The 14,656-nt window shown below is 69.5% G+C and carries 14 protein-coding genes; 11 read left to right on the forward strand and 3 right to left on the reverse strand.

Annotated features, from left to right (window positions below; translation table 11 throughout):
- The coding region (ileS, locus tag Q0R13_RS10395; protein WP_293903439.1) for an isoleucine--tRNA ligase at nt 1–2,501 on the reverse strand (2,501 nt) is incomplete at its 3' end.
- Nucleotides 2,502–2,878: 377 nt separating this feature from the next.
- Between ileS and Q0R13_RS10400 the strand changes: the two genes are divergently transcribed.
- The 4 genes from Q0R13_RS10400 (at nt 2,879) to Q0R13_RS10415 (ending at nt 3,827) form a co-directional block, all read left to right on the forward strand.
- Nucleotides 2,879–3,088, forward strand: coding sequence for a cold-shock protein (locus tag Q0R13_RS10400; protein ID WP_293903442.1), 210 nt, complete (start codon nt 2,879–2,881; stop codon nt 3,086–3,088).
- A 65-nt stretch (nt 3,089–3,153) separates the two neighbouring features.
- Nucleotides 3,154–3,396, forward strand: a complete 243-nt coding sequence (locus tag Q0R13_RS10405) for a hypothetical protein (protein WP_293903445.1) — start codon at nt 3,154–3,156, stop codon at nt 3,394–3,396.
- A gap of 3 nt (nt 3,397–3,399) precedes the next feature.
- Nucleotides 3,400–3,561: a hypothetical protein gene (locus Q0R13_RS10410; protein ID WP_293903448.1), complete on the forward strand. Its 162-nt coding sequence runs from the start codon at nt 3,400–3,402 to the stop codon at nt 3,559–3,561.
- 8 nt (nt 3,562–3,569) lie between these two features.
- Nucleotides 3,570–3,827, forward strand: coding sequence for a hypothetical protein (locus Q0R13_RS10415; protein WP_293903451.1), 258 nt, complete (start codon nt 3,570–3,572; stop codon nt 3,825–3,827).
- Between the two features lie 101 nt (nt 3,828–3,928).
- Here Q0R13_RS10415 and Q0R13_RS10420 read toward each other — a convergent pair whose 3' ends face one another.
- Nucleotides 3,929–4,726 carry an SDR family oxidoreductase gene (locus Q0R13_RS10420; protein WP_293903453.1) on the reverse strand — a complete coding sequence of 266 codons (798 nt, stop codon included), beginning with the start codon at nt 4,724–4,726 and terminating at the stop codon, nt 3,929–3,931.
- A 190-nt stretch (nt 4,727–4,916) separates the two neighbouring features.
- Between Q0R13_RS10420 and Q0R13_RS10425 the strand changes: the two genes are divergently transcribed.
- The 7 genes from Q0R13_RS10425 (at nt 4,917) to Q0R13_RS10455 (ending at nt 13,815) form a co-directional block, all read left to right on the forward strand.
- Nucleotides 4,917–6,824 carry a PQQ-binding-like beta-propeller repeat protein gene (locus tag Q0R13_RS10425; protein ID WP_293903456.1) on the forward strand — a complete coding sequence of 636 codons (1,908 nt, stop codon included), beginning with the start codon at nt 4,917–4,919 and terminating at the stop codon, nt 6,822–6,824.
- Between the two features lie 32 nt (nt 6,825–6,856).
- Complete coding sequence (locus Q0R13_RS10430; protein ID WP_293903459.1) at nt 6,857–8,332, forward strand: M20 family peptidase; 1,476 nt, start codon at nt 6,857–6,859, stop codon at nt 8,330–8,332.
- A gap of 109 nt (nt 8,333–8,441) precedes the next feature.
- Entirely contained in the window at nt 8,442–9,065 is a 624-nt protein-coding gene (locus tag Q0R13_RS10435; protein ID WP_293903462.1) for an ATP-dependent Clp protease proteolytic subunit, read from the forward strand.
- A 148-nt stretch (nt 9,066–9,213) separates the two neighbouring features.
- Nucleotides 9,214–10,848, forward strand: coding sequence for an alpha-amylase family glycosyl hydrolase (locus tag Q0R13_RS10440; RefSeq protein WP_293903465.1), 1,635 nt, complete (start codon nt 9,214–9,216; stop codon nt 10,846–10,848).
- A 17-nt stretch (nt 10,849–10,865) separates the two neighbouring features.
- The gene (locus Q0R13_RS10445; protein WP_293903468.1) at nt 10,866–11,972 is read left to right on the forward strand and encodes an aromatic ring-hydroxylating dioxygenase subunit alpha; all 1,107 of its coding nucleotides are present in this window, start codon (nt 10,866–10,868) and stop codon (nt 11,970–11,972) included.
- A gap of 96 nt (nt 11,973–12,068) precedes the next feature.
- Nucleotides 12,069–13,001, forward strand: a complete 933-nt coding sequence (locus tag Q0R13_RS10450) for a M15 family metallopeptidase (protein WP_293903470.1) — start codon at nt 12,069–12,071, stop codon at nt 12,999–13,001.
- A 16-nt stretch (nt 13,002–13,017) separates the two neighbouring features.
- On the forward strand, nt 13,018–13,815 hold the full coding sequence (locus Q0R13_RS10455) for an alpha/beta hydrolase (RefSeq protein WP_293903473.1): 798 nt from the start codon (nt 13,018–13,020) through the stop codon (nt 13,813–13,815).
- 208 nt (nt 13,816–14,023) lie between these two features.
- On the opposite strand, the gene Q0R13_RS10460 is transcribed toward Q0R13_RS10455, so the two are convergent.
- Nucleotides 14,024–14,656 (reverse strand): glutathione S-transferase, encoded by a 633-nt coding sequence (locus Q0R13_RS10460; protein WP_293903475.1) that lies wholly within the window; start codon nt 14,654–14,656, stop codon nt 14,024–14,026.

Consider the following 14,656-nt stretch of genomic DNA (forward strand, 5'->3'; position numbering starts at 1 on the left):
GCGGGAGTATCGGGGATCACCCGCATGCAGTTGGAGTGGGCGTCCGGATAGCGGGTGGTCCAGGCCTCCTCCATGGTGAAGGGGATCAGCGGGGCCAGCCAGGCGGTCAGGCGCTCGAACACCGCCTGCATCACGGTGCGCGCTGCGCGGCGGGTGATCGCGGTCGGCTGGTCGCAGTACAGGCTGTCACGGCGGATGTCGAAGAACAGCGATGACAGCTCGTTCTGGCAGAACTCGGTCAGTGGCCGGATCACGTCCTGGAAGACGTAGCCCTCGTAGGCGGCCCGCACCTGGACATCCAGCTCGTACAGCCGGTGCAGGATGAACCGCTCCAGCGGCGGCATCTGGTCCAGCTCCACCGCCTCGTCCGGGGAATAGTCGGCCAGCGCGCCCAGCAGGTAGCGGACCGTGTTGCGCAGCTTGCGATAGGCGTCGGAGGTGGTCTGCAGCACGGTCTTGCCGATCCGGCTGTCGTCCGAATAGTCGATCATCGCCGCCCAGAGGCGGATGATCTCGGCGCCGCTCTCGCGGATGACGACCTCAGGGTCGACCACGTTGCCCTTGGACTTGCTCATCTTCTCGCCGGCCTCGTCCATGGTGAAGCCGTGGGTGAGGATGGCGTCGAAGGGCGCGCGGCCACGGGTTCCGGAGCTCTCCAGCAGCGAGGACTGGAACCAGCCGCGGTGCTGGTCGGAGCCTTCCAGATAGAGGTCGGCCGGCCAGTGGGTGTGGGCGCGGTGCTCCAGCGTGAACGCGTGGGTGGAGCCCGAGTCGAACCAGACGTCGAGGATGTCCTCGACCTTCTCGAAGCGCTGCGGATCGTGCTCGCCCAGGAAATCGGCGTCCGGCCGGGTGAACCAGGCGTCGGCGCCCTCGGCCAGGATGGCGGCGACGATGCGCTTGTCGACCTCAGGGTCGTGCAGCGGCTGGTTGGTTTCCTTGTCGACGAACATGGCCAGGGGCGCGCCCCAGGCCCGCTGGCGGCTGATCAGCCAGTCGGGCCGGCTCTCGACCATCGAGCGGATGCGGTTGCGGCCGGCGGCCGGGTAGAACGCCGTCGCCTCGATGGCCTCCAGCGCCGTCTCGCGCAGGCTGCGGCCGCCGTGGGCGGCGTCGTCCAGCGGCTCGTCCATGCGGATGAACCACTGCGGCGTGTTGCGGAAGATCACCGGGGCCTTGGAGCGCCAGGAGTGCGGATAGCTGTGCTCCAGCCGCCCGCGCGCCAGCAGGCGGCCGGCCTCGATCAACTTGTCGATGACCGCGGGGTTGGCGGGGCCGAACTTCCCGGCCTTCTTGCCCTCGGTCTCCAACACCTTGAGGCCCGCGAACAGGGCGACGTGCGGATAGTAGGCGCCGTCCGCATCGACGGTCTCCGGGATCTCGCGATGCCCGTGCGCCAGCCAGACCACATAGTCGTCGGCGCCGTGTCCCGGCGCGGTGTGGACGAAGCCGGTCCCGGCGTCGTCGGTGACGTGGTCGCCGCTGAGCAGCGGCACGCCGAAGCTGTAGTAGTTGTCGAGGTTGGCCAGCGGGTGCTCGCAGACCATGCCCTGGCAGTCGACGCTCTCGACCTTTCGGGCCCTGGCGATCTTCGCGGCCTTGAACACTTCGTCGGCCAGCTTCTCGGCGACGATCAGCCGGTCGCCGGCCTTGGCCCAGGGCTCGAACTCCAGCCCCTGCTCCATCGCCTCAACCTGGTAGACGGCGTAGGCGATGGCTTCGTTGTAACTGATCGCCCGGTTGGCCGGGATGGTCCAGGGCGTGGTGGTCCAGATCACCACGCTGGCGCCGCGGGCCGCGTCGCTGCCCTCGGTCACCGGGAACTTCACCCAGACCGTGGGGCTGTTGTGGTCGTGGTACTCGACCTCGGCGTCGGCCAGGGCGGTGCGTTCCACCGGGCTCCACATCACCGGCTTGGAGCCGCGGTAGAGCTGCTTGCTGGCCACGAACTTGTGGAACTCGGCGACGATCGCGGCCTCGCTCGAATAGTCCATGGTGGCGTAGCGGTGTTCCCAATCGCCGATCACCCCCAGCCGCTTGAAGCCGCTCATCTGGACGCCGATCCAGTGGGTTGCGTATTCGCGGCAGCGGGTGCGGAACTCCGCCTTGGAGACCTCGTCCTTCCGGCGACCTTGGCCGCGCAGCTCCTCCTCGATCTTCCACTCGATCGGCAGGCCGTGGCAGTCCCAGCCAGGGACGTAGTCGACGTCGTAGCCCAGCAGGAACCGCGAGCGGACCACGAAGTCCTTCAGGGTCTTCTGCAGCGCATGGCCGATGTGGATGGCCCCGTTGGCGTAGGGCGGCCCGTCATGCAGCACGAACAGCGGCGCCCCCGCCCGCTGCCGCTCGGCGCGCATGGCGTTGTAGAGGTCCAGCGCCGCCCAGCGCGCCAGGATCTGCGGTTCCTTCTGCGGCAGGCCGGCGCGCATGGGGAAGGGCGTCTCGGGGAGGAAGACGGTCTCGCGGTAGTCGCGAACGGGCTTGTCGGCGTCGTCGGCCATGACTCTATCCAGTAGGTCCGGAGGTTCTGAGGTGCGGGATGAAGACCCGGCGCGCGCGACCGTCCAGCGGCGTCACGCCGGGCGGGTAATTCGCAGGCTCGTCCGAACCGAAAACATGGCCGTGGCTCTAGCAGAGAGCGGCGTGGGCGTCATCCCCCGGCCTGGCCGCCGCGGACCCCCGGCCGACGCCGCGTGCGATAGGGGTGGTGTTCCGGGAGATGTTCGGCTATAGACCTCCCGTCGAATATCGCTTTGGTTCGGTTGCTCTCCACGCTTGTTCCTCGGATCGAGCCCGGACTTCCCAAAAACCTCACCGACATTTTGATTTCTCGTCCCGTTCTGGGGCGCACGAACACTTACTGAAGAGAGACAAGATCATGACCACCGGCACCGTTAAGTGGTTCAACGCCACCAAGGGCTTCGGCTTCATTCAACCTGACGACGGCGGCAACGACGTTTTCGTGCACATCTCCGCCGTCGAGCGTGCGGGCCTCGGCTCGCTGAACGAAGGCCAGAAGGTGTCGTTCGAACTCGAGCGCGACCAGCGCAGCGGCAAGATGTCCGCTGGCCAACTGCAGTCGGCCTAAGGGGCGACCGGGTTTTCCGGCGGCGCGGGCTTGTGCCGCGCCGCCGGAGCGCCCATCCGTAGACCATGACAACATCGACCATCGAACGCGCCTATATGCTGGCCCGCTCGGGGCAGATGCCCGACCTCGCCAGGTTGAAGCAGCGCCTCAAGGCGGACGGCTGCCGCGCCGTTGACGCCCTGCTGGCGCCTCGCGCCATCCGCGGCCACCTCGAAGCCATCTGCTCGGCGACCTATCAGGCCGCCGCGGCCGATCGACCCGCGACGCCTGAACCCGCGGCGTCCGAGCTGGCGGCCCTCGAGGACTGATCCATGGCCCGCAAGCCGAACTACCAGTTCGAGCGCATGGAGCGCGACCGCCAGAAGGCCATCAAGACGGCCGAGAAGGCGTCCGCCAAGCGCGAACAGCGTGACCGCGACCGCGCCGAGGCCAACCCTGCCGGCGCCGGCGATCCGGCCGCCGACGACACCTGAGATCCAACATGCCCAGTGGCGTCATCTACAATCACGAGACCGTCCAGCTGGACGGCGAAACCTTCTCCGACTGCGAATTCCGCGACTCCCGCCTGGTCTATTCCGGCGGCGCTCCCCCGGTGTTCGCCAGCTGCCAGTTCCATGGCTGCGACTGGAAGCAGGACGACGCCGCTTCCAACACCCTGGCCTATCTGAAGGCCATGTGGAGCGTCGGCGCCAAGTCGAACGTCCAGGCCCTGATCAAGGACATCACCGTCGCACGGTGAGGCGTCCTGCGCCGCCCGCGTCGCCTGCAGGGTTCATCCATCTTGACGTCATGCGTCGCCGAGATCCCGCGGCCCCCCGGTAGAGGGGGCGGCGAGGAGGCTCAGCAGGTACTCCCGCCGTCCACCACGATGGTCTGACCCGTCGTCCACGCCCCGGCGCGGGAGGCCAGGTATACCGCGGCGCCGGCCAGGTCGTCGGGTTCGCCCAGCCGGCGGAGCGGGGTGCCGGAGCTGGCGCGTTCCTCGCCGGCGGGGGTGTCCCACAGCGCCTTGACGAAGTCGGTCTTGACCAGGCCGGGGGCGACGCAGTTCACCCGGATATTGAACGGGCCCAGCTCGTGCGCGAGGTTGCGGGCCAGCTGCATGTCGGCGGCCTTGGAGATGCAGTAGGCGCCGATCACCTCCGAGCCGCGCAGGCCGCCGATGGAGGAGACGATGATCACCACCCCGTCCTTCCGCGCCTTCATCTCCGGGGCAACCATGCCGATCATCCAGTTGTTGGCGACGATGTTGTTGGTGAGGATCTTGCCGAAGGCGTCGTCGGAGATGTCGAGCTGGCTGCCATAGAACGGGTTCGAGGCGGCGTTGCAGACCAGGATGTCGATCTGGCCGAACGCCTTGCGGGTCTCGTCCATCAGCCGCTGCAGGTCGTCCTTGGACGAGATGTTGGCCGGCACGGCGATGGCGTGGCCGGGCGACCTGGCGTTGATGCCGGCGGCGACCTCCTCGCAGGGGCCGGCCTTGCGCGACGAGATCACCACCTTGGCGCCCTGGCGGGCCATGTGCTCGGCGATGGCGCGGCCGATGCCGCGCGAGGAGCCGGTGATCACCGCCACCTTGCCGGTGAGGTCGAACAGGCCGCCGGCGCCGACCTTGGGGGCTTGCAGAACTTCGCTCACGGCGTTCTCCCGAACAGTTGTTTGAGGTTTGCGGCCATTTGCGATGCGAGGCGCCGGCCGGTCAAGGCGCCCCTTGGCGCGGGCAAGGTCCGGCCGACCTTGTTTCGCCGCGGAGATTTACGTCGGCGTCCGATGGCCTATCGTCGGGCCCGAAGCGGCCGGAAGCGTCGCGGGACATCGGGGGACGCGTATGACGCTCATGGGCAGGCTGGCCATCGCCGGCATGATGGCGGTCGGCCTTGGCGGCGCGGCCAGGGCGCAGGACAATACCCTGAACACCCTGCCGCACCCGGGTCAGGCAGTCTATCGCGCCCACTGCGCCGCCTGCCACGACAGTCCCGACACCAGTCGGGCGCCGGCCAAGGCGACCCTGTCGGCGATGAGCTATCAGGTGCTGTCGTTCGCCCTGACCAAGGGCAAGATGCAGGCCCAGGCGGCCGACCTCGGCGAGGCGGAACGCGGCCAGCTGATCAACTACCTGACCGGCCGCTCCACCGCGACGCTGGACGCTTGGAGCCAGGGCATGATGTGCAAGGGGGCGCGCCGCACGGTGGACCTCAGGGCCGCGCCCAGCGTCTCGACCTATGGCTTCGACGCGCGCAACACCCGGGTGCTGACGGCGGCGCAGACCGGGCTGACCAAGGCCAAGCTGTCGAAGCTGAACCTCGCCTGGGCCATCGGCTTTCCGGACGTGACCATGATCCGCGCGCAGCCGGCGGTGGTGGGGAACACCATCTTCCTGCCGGTGGCCGAGGCGTCGGCCATGTACGCCTTCGACGTCAGTGTCCCGGCCAAGCCCTGCCTGAAATGGGTCTACAACACCCCGGGCGGCGCGCCGCTGCGGTCCAGCCCCGGCTATGGGGTGATCGCCGATGGCCGGGCGGTGCTGGCCTTCTCCGGCCTGGACTCCACCCTGCATGTAGTGGACGCAAGGACCGGCAAGGCGCTCTGGACCAAGAACCTGGCCAGCTATTCCTATTCCCTGACGACGGGCACGCCGCGGGTGCTCAAGGACCGGATCGTTGTCCCGGTCAGCCAGTTCGAGATCATGCAGGCGTCCGACAACAGGGTGCGGTGCTGCACCAACCACGGCTTCGTCCTGTCGCTCGAGCCGGCGACCGGCAAGCAGCAGTGGCGCTACGACACCATGGAGGACGCCAAGCCGCTGCGGGACCGCGGCGACGGCCAGATGCTGTGGGGGCCGTCCGGGGCGCCGATCTGGAACTCGCCGGTGGTCGATGAGGCGCGCGGCCTGATCTACTTTGGCACCGGCGAGAGCAATTCGCCGCCGGCGCACAGGAACACCGACGCCCTGATCGCGGTGCATCTGAAGGACGGGACCGAGGCCTGGAGCCTGCAGGCGACGGCGCAGGACATCTTCAACGTCGGCTGCGGGCCCAGGCCCCGGACCGAGCAGATGAACTGCGTCTCCGACACGGTCTATCGCGACGTGGACTTCGGCGCCTCGCTGATCCTGGGCCACCTGAAGAGCGGCCAGGACGTGGTGTTCGCGGGCCAGAAGTCGGGGACGGTCTGGGCGCTGGATCCGGACACGGGCAGGGTGATCTGGCGGCGCGACATCGGCTCAGGCGCGCCGAACGGCGGCATCCACTGGGGCATCGCCTTCCAGGACGACACGGTGTTCGTGCCGGTCGCGGTGGTCGGGCGGCAACTGCCGGGCGGGCCGCCGATCGACCCCGCGCTGCAGCCCGGGATGTACGCGGTCGACGCCAACACCGGCGCGATCAAGTGGACCTATGCGGTCAGGTCCGACTGCGCCAACGGGCGGAACAAGCGGGCGCCGCGCTGCGAGCGCAACTTCGGCTTCTCCGGCGCCCCCGCGCTGATCGACGGGGCGCTGGTACAGGGCAGCCTGGACGGGCGGCTGTTCGTGATCGACGCCAAGACCGGCGCGGAGCTGTGGACCTTCGACACCTTGCGCGACTACACGACGCTGAACGGCGTGCCCGGCAAGGGCGGCTCGATCGACGCGGCTTCCATCGTCGGCGTGAACGGGTTGGTGCTGGCGGGGTCGGGCTACGGAATGTTCGGCCAGGCGCCGGGCAATGTGCTGCTGGCCTTCCGGCCCCGGCCCTGACAGCATCCGGCGAGCCAAGGGCGGGAACGACGATGCGGACTTTCGGACGGCTCTTGCTGCTGGCCCTGGCGGCGATCGTCGCGCTGGTCGCGGTGGTGCTGGTCAGGACCTTCACCTTCAATGGGACGCCCGCCGCCGGCCTCGGCGCGATCAAGGTCGCTGCGCCGGTCAGTGTCGACCTCGACGCCGCCGCGCGGCATCTCAGCCAGGCGGTACAGATCCCCACGGTGCGCCACCAGGACGGGGCCGGGGACGAGGACGCCCAGTGGACCCGGCTGCACGACCTGCTGGCCGGCGCCTATCCGGTGGCGACGGCGGCCATGACCCGCGTCGAACTGACCAGCCGGACGCTGGTGTTCACCTGGCCGGGCGCCGACCCCTCGCTGGCGCCCATCGTGCTGATGGCGCACCAGGACGTGGTGCCGGTGACCGAGGGCACCGAGCGGAACTGGACGCATCCGCCGTTCTCCGGCGCCATCGCCGACGGGGCGGTCTGGGGCCGCGGGTCGGTGGACGACAAGGGCTCGCTGATCGGCATCTTCGAGGCCATCGAGACCCTGGCCAAGGGCGGCTTCAAGCCGAAGCGCACCGTCATCGTGGTCTCCGGCGGCGACGAGGAGGTGGTCGGCCAGGGCGGGCGAGCGGCGGCGGCCTATCTGCAGGCCAAGGGGATCAAGGCCGAGTTCGTGGTCGACGAGGGTCTGCTGGTGGTCAGCGACAATCCGCTGAGCGGCGGGCGGCTGGCGATGATCGGCACGGCCGAGAAGGGCTATGCGACGCTGCGGGTCACCGCCAAGGCGGCGGGCGGCCACTCTTCCGCCCCGCCGGCCGGCGGCGGCGGCGTGGTGACCCTGTCCAAGGCGGTGGTGGCGATCGCGGGGTCGCCCTTCCCGATGACCTTCCGCGGGCCCGGCGCGGACCTGATTCGGACCATCGCGCCCAAGGCCGCCTTCCCGATCCGCATGGCGGTGGCCAACCAATGGCTGCTGGGCGGCGTGCTGGTTGGCCAGGCCGGCAGGAGCGCGGGCGGCGCGGCGTTGCTGCACACCACGATCGCGCCGACCATGCTGAAGGGCAGCCCCAAGGAGAACGTGCTGCCGCAGGACGCCACCGCCTGGATCAACTACCGCATCGCGCCGGGCGACACCGCGGCCACGGTGATGGCGCGGGCCAAGGCGGCGGTCGGCAAGCTGCCGGTGACCCTGGCCTGGAATGCGCCGCCGAACGAGCCGACGCCCGTGTCCTCGACCAGCTCCTGGGGCTGGAAGGTGCTGGCCGCGACGGCCGGGGCGGTCTCGGACGCGCCGGTGGCGCCCAGCCTGGTCACCGCCGGCACCGACAGCCGCTTCCTCACCCCGGTGGCCAAGGACGTCTACCGCTTCCAGCCGGTGGAGTTCGGGATGAAGGACGTGGAGATGATCCACGGCACCAACGAGCACATGACGCTGCAGAACCTGGAGAAGATGGTCCAGTTCTACGCCCGCCTGATCGGCACGGCGGCGGGGTAAGCACGATTGTGGCGCCGTGACCGCTTGCCGGACGGCTCCCGGAGCAATAACTCCAAGACTACGAAACCTCCGCCGCGCTCTTCCCGCGGCGCCTGACCAAGGCGCGACAATGCTGAAATGGACGTCCTACCTCGACGACGAAGACGACGAAGACGGCGACGAAAACGCCCGCAAGCCCGACATGCCGATGACCGCCGGCCCGGTGCAGAACGCGCTCTACAAGTCGCGCACCGTGCTGATCTTCGGCGAGATCGACATGCGCCTGGCCGAGCGGGTCACCGCCCAGATCACCGCCTTCGCCGGCGAGAGCGACAAGCCGATCCGGGTGATCATCAACTCCCCCGGCGGCCACGTGGAGAGCGGCGACACCATCCACGACATGATCCGCTTCTGCGGCGCGACCGTGAAGGTGATCGGCACCGGCTGGGTGGCCTCCGCGGGCGCGCACATCTTCCTGGGCGCCAGGAAGGAAAACCGCCTCTGCCTGCCCAACACCCGCTTCCTGCTGCACCAGCCGGCCGGCGGCGTGCGCGGCCAGGCCTCGGACATCCAGATCGAGGCGGAAGAGATCATCAAGATGCAGGATCGGGTGAACCGGATGATCGCCAAGGAAACCGGCCAGACCTTCGAGCGGGTGGTCAAGGACACCCAGCGGAACTTCTGGATGAGCGCCGAGGAAGCCGTCGACTACGGACTGGTCGGCAAGATCATCACGGATGCGTCCGAGGTCTAGGGACTAACCCATTCCGCTCATCCCGGCGAACGCCGGGACCCAGATGGACTGGCTCGGAGGTGGGTTCGAATAGCTCGGCGCTGATCCTGTCAGCCTCAGCGCCTGGCGATCTGGGTCCCGGCATTCGCCGGGATGAGCGGAGGTTGTAATGACGGAGCCGTGGTGGAAGGGCGCGATCCTCTACCACGTCTATGTCCGCAGCTTCTTCGACAGCGACGGCGACGGGCATGGCGACCTGCCCGGCGTCGCTGCCAAGCTGGACTATATCCAGAGCCTGGGGGTCGATGGCCTTTGGCTGTCGCCGATCCACCCGTCGCCGAACCGCGACTGGGGCTATGACATCGCCGACTTCGAAGGCGTGCAGGGGGACTACGGCAAGCCGGATGATTTCCAGGCGCTGCTGGACGCCGCGCACAGCCGCGGGCTGAAGGTGGTGCTGGACGAGGTGCTCAGCCATACCTCGGATATCCACCCGTGGTTCGTCGAGAGTCTGACCGGCGGCCACGACGGGCCCAAGGCGAACTGGTACGTCTGGGCCGATCCGCAGGAAGACGGCACGGCGCCCAACAACTGGCTCAGCGTGTTCGGCGGTCCGGCCTGGGCCTACCAGCCGGCGCGGCGGCAGCACTACCATCACAAGTTCCTGCGCCAGCAGCCGAAGCTGAACTGGCGCGACCCGGGCGCGCGGGAGGCGGCGCTGTCGGTGCTGGACTACTGGCTGGCCAAGGGCGTCGATGGCTTCCGCCTGGATGTGGCGGGGACCTTCCTGCACGACGCGGCCCTGACGCCCAATCCGCCCGTGCCGATGGCCGAGCGGCGGGGGCTGAACTGGAGCCACGCGGGCAATCTGCAGTTCCACTATTTCGACTCCAACCTGCCCGAGAATGTCGAAACCCTGGACCTGATCCGCCGGCGGGTGGAGGCGCACGATGGCCAGGGCGGCGGCACGCGGTTCGTGTTCGGCGAGTTCTCGGAGGAGGAGCCGCGGTGCGGGGCCTATCTGGCGCCGGCCGACGGCCTGCACTCGGGCTACACCTTCGTCATGCTGCTGGCGCGCAAGCTGCAGCCCAGTTTCGTCACCGAGCACTACGCGACGCTGGCCGCCTATCCGGCCCACTGGCCGACGATCAGCTTCTCCAACCACGACGTGCCGCGCACGGTCAGCCGGTTCGGCGGCCCAAACTCTTCCTTGGGGGACGGGCCGCGGGAGCTGGCGAAGATGCTGTTCGGCCTGCTGGTGACGCTGAAGGGCACCACCCTGATCTACCAGGGCGAGGAACTGGGCCTGCCGCAGGCCGCCCTGCCGCGCCACCTGCTGCGCGACCCGGTGGGGGATCTCTACTACCCCTACGACGGTGGGCGCGACGGGTGCCGCACGCCGATGCCGTGGACCACCGGCGAGCACATGGGCTTCACCACCGGCGAGCCGTGGCTGCCGCTGGCCGTCGAGCACCGGAGTCTCAGCGTCGAGGACCAGGAGGGCGATCCCGACTCGACCCTGGCGTTTTCGCGGCTGGTCATCGCGCTGCGCAAATCCGAGCCCGCCCTGACCCTGGGCGGCATCGAGTTCCTGGAGACCGAGGCGCCGCTGATCGCCTTCGTGCGCCGCCACGCGGGCCAGTCGATCGCCTGCGTCTTCAACCTCAGCGACGAGCCGCAGGTGCTGGCGGCCCCGGCGCTGGCCGGCGCCGAACTGCTGCCGCTGCGCTCCGGAGAGGCGGACCTGCGCGGCGAGTCGGTCGGAATTTCGCCCTATGCCGCGGTCTTTCTTAGGCTTCCCTAGAGGGCTAAAACCGCGCCATGCCTGACGGCGAAACCTCCGCAGCCCGCGCCGCCGCCACCCAGACCGCGGGGCGGTTCGGCCAGGGCTTCCTGACCGACGCCTGGTATCTGGCGGCGTTGAGCGGCGACCTGAAGCCCGACCAGTTGCGGCGCGTCGAGATGCTGGGTGAGCCGGTGATGCTGGGCCGCGCGCGGGGCGGGACGCTGGTCGCCCTACGCGACGTCTGCCCGCACCGCGCCGCGCCGCTGTCAGCCGGCCGCTTTCACCGCGACGCCGCGGGCGTGGAGACCGTGCAGTGCCCCTATCACGGCTGGCGGTTCGGCGCGGACGGCGCCTGCGCGGCGATCCCGTCGCTGACCGCCGGCCAGGCCATGGACGTCTCGCGCATCCAGGTGAGGCGCTATCCGGTCGCCGAGCGCCAGGGGCTGGTGTTCGTCTGGATGGGATCGACGCCGGCCAGCCAGCCGGACGCGCCGCCACCGGTGTTCCCGGGCGTGGTCGGCGGACGGCCGAAGCTGGTCGACCGGGTGGTGTTCGCGGCCCACATCGACCAGGTTGTGGTGGGGCTGATGGACCCGGCGCACGGGCCCTACGTCCACCGCCAGTGGTGGTGGCGCACGGCCGGCAGCGAGCACGACAAGCAAAAGCGCTTCGAGCCGCGCGAGGCCGGCTTCGCCATGGTGCGCCACAAGCCCTCGAAGAACAGCCGGGCCTATGGGTTGCTGGGCGGCCAGCCGCTGACCGAGATCGTGTTCCAACTGCCGGGACTGCGGTGGGAGCATGTGACGGTCGGCAAGCGCCAGGTGCTGTCGCTGACCTGCCTGACGCCCATCGACGATGCGCGCACCCAGGTCACCCAGATCGCCTGGTCCGACCACCCGGCCTTCGTGCTGCTGAAGCCGCTGATCGCCGCCTGGTCGCGCACCTTCCTGCGCCAGGACGGCGACATGGTGCAGTTGCAGAACCAGGGCCTGAAGTCAGATCCCGCCCTGCTTTGGATCGACGACGCCGACCGCCAGGCCAAGTGGTACCAGGCGCTGAAACGCGAATGGACAGCCAGCCGGCGCGAGGGCCGGCCGTTCGTCAACCCCGTGGAACCCGCGACCCTGCGTTGGCGCAGCTAGGCCAGCGCCGACACCCAAACAAGTTCGTCATCCCGCGGTCGACCGAACTTCATGCTGGACCTCCGCGTTCCACCGCGTGTTGCTGGCGGCGGGATGATGAAGTTTCGAGACGTCATGAAGTTCCTGGGCGTCTCGGCGGCGGCGGCGGTCCTGCTGCTGCTCCTGGTGCTGCGGGTGACCAGTTGCGCCCCGCTGCACCCCCAGGGCGCCCCCGGCCCGGACGGCCAGCCGCTCGCCGCCGAGGAGCCGCCCGGCGCTCTGCAGCCGGTCACCGCCGACTGCCGCGACCCCGGCTGGACCGCCGCCGCCCAGGCCAACGCCAACGCCCTGCAGACCCTGGCCTGGGCGCCGTTCGGCCGGCCGGAGACCGGGTGGGAGATCTACGTCCCGCTGATCCAGCACGAAATCCGCACAACCTGCCCGGCCAACAGCGAGGGCTTCGCCGCCGCGCTCGGCATCTGGCAGCGGGCCCAGCAGCAAGGCGGGGACGGGATCCTGAGCGAGACCGCGTTCCTGGCGATGAAGAGCGCGGCGCAGACCCGGCGAGAGTTCGTGCGCTTCACCGCGTTCGGCGCCTGCCCGGAGACGCCGGACCTGATCACCGCCGCCCAGATCGCCGAGGGTTATGGCGGCAAGCCGGTCTGGCTGCGGCCCCGCGCGCTGGCCGCCTACCGCCGGATGGTGGCGGCCGCCCGCGCCGCGGTGCCGGAAGCGGCGGCCGATCCGCAGATGCTGACCATCTTCTCCGGCTATCGCAGCCCCGCCGCCGACGCAGCGCGCTGCCAGGCCGAGGGCAATTGCGACGGCATCGTCCGCGCCCGCTGCTCGGCGCACCGCACGGGGCTGGCGGCGGACATCGATGTCGGCCATGCGCCGGGGTTCACGGTGGATTCCTCGGCCGATCCGAACCGGCTCTACATGACCCGGACCGCCACCTACCGCTGGCTGGTGGCCAACGCCGAGCGCTTCGGCTTCGTGAACTACCCGTTCGAACCCTGGCACTGGGAGTGGACGGGCGAGCCGCCGTGACTCTAGGGTTCGCGCCATGACAACCGCGACCCTGAACGGCGTCTCCATCGGCTATGACGACATCGCCCCGCACGGCCCGGCCGAGCGGACCGTCCTGTTGCTGCACGGCTTCGCATCGAACCGGAACGAGGGGTGGAAGCGCACGGGCTGGTACACCGCTTTCGAGCGCCGCGGGACGCGGGTGATCGCCCTGGACCAGCGCGGCCATGGCGACAGCCTGCGGTCGCACGATCCCGCCGACTACGGCCGCCTCAAGCTGGCCGCCGACGCCCTGGCGTTGCTGGACCACCTGGGCGTGGGGCGGTGCGAGGTGTTCGGCTATTCGATGGGCACGCGCACGGCGCTGCAGATCGCCATCGACGCGCCGGAGCGGGTGAACAATCTGATCCTTGGCGGGGTCGGCGGGAAGCTGTTCGATCCCCGGCCCGCCGCCGCGCTGGACGCCATGGCCGAGGCGATGTCGGCGGACGATCCGGAGACCATCAAGAACGAGATGCTGAAGAGCTTCCGCCAGTTCGCCGACGAGCAGGGCGAGGACCGCCAGGCCCTGGCCGCGTTCTCGGCCGCCGAGAGCCCGGACCTGGACCAGGCCGCCATGGGCCGCCTGCCGATGCCGGTGCTGGTGGTGGCCGGCGACCGCGACGAGGGCGCGGGCGATCCCAAGGGGCTGGCCGACCTGTTCCCGCACGGCAAGGGCGTGACGTTGCGGGGCTGCGACCACTTCTCGGCCATCCCGCACGGGTCGCTGAAGGCCGCAGTGTTCGACTTCCTGGACGGCGTCCCCGACGAAGACGACTTCCCGCCGTTCGAGTAGCTGTCCTCTCCCCCGAGCGAAGCGAGAGAGGGAGAGGGTAGGGAGAGGGCCGGCTGGAACTCTCAGTCGCTCCCATGGTGGTCCAAGGGCCCGCGGCGGCGACGCTCATGGGTCAGGGCTGGACCCGGCCCCGGATCGCGCTCTCACGCACCGGCCCTCTCCCTACCCTCTCCCTCTCGGCTTCGCCGGGGGAGAGGAGGATCTGCCTCTAACTCCGCGGGCCCATATTGTAGGGCCCGCCCCTTTCCAGCGCGCGCTTGTAGGCCGGCCTTGCCTGGAAGCGATCGACCCAGGCCTTGATGTTCGGGTACTGGGCGCCGCGGCCGGTCGAGGCAGCGATCTCGCCGACGAAGCTCATCTGGACGTCCGCGGCGGTGAGGTCGGAGCCGACCAGCCAGTCGCGGCCGGCCAGCGAGGCCTCCACATAGCCCAGGTGGTTGGCCGTCTCGCTCTCGATGCGCGGCTGCAGCGGCGCGCCCGCCTCGCCCAGGCGCCCCACATAGAGGGCCAGCATCAGCGGCAGCATCGCCGAGCCTTCGGCGTAGTGCATCCACTGGTTGTAGGCCTCATAGGCGTCGGTCCCCGTCGCCGGGGCCAGCCGGCCGGCGCCGTACTTGCGCTGGATGTAGTCGATGATCGCGCCGGACTCGATCACGGTCAGGTCGCCGTCGGTGATCACCGGGGACTTGCCCAGCTGGTTGACGGCCCTCAGTTCGGGCGGCGCCAGGCGGGTGGTCGCGTCGCGGGCGTAATGCTTGATCTCATAGGGCGCGCCCAGTTCCTCCAGCATCCACAGGATGCGCTGCGAGCGGGAATCGTTCAGGTGGTGGACGACGAGCAT

Origin of the sequence: Phenylobacterium sp. (genome assembly GCF_025351295.1) — a bacterium.
Taxonomy (GTDB): Bacteria; Pseudomonadota; Alphaproteobacteria; order Caulobacterales; family Caulobacteraceae; genus Phenylobacterium.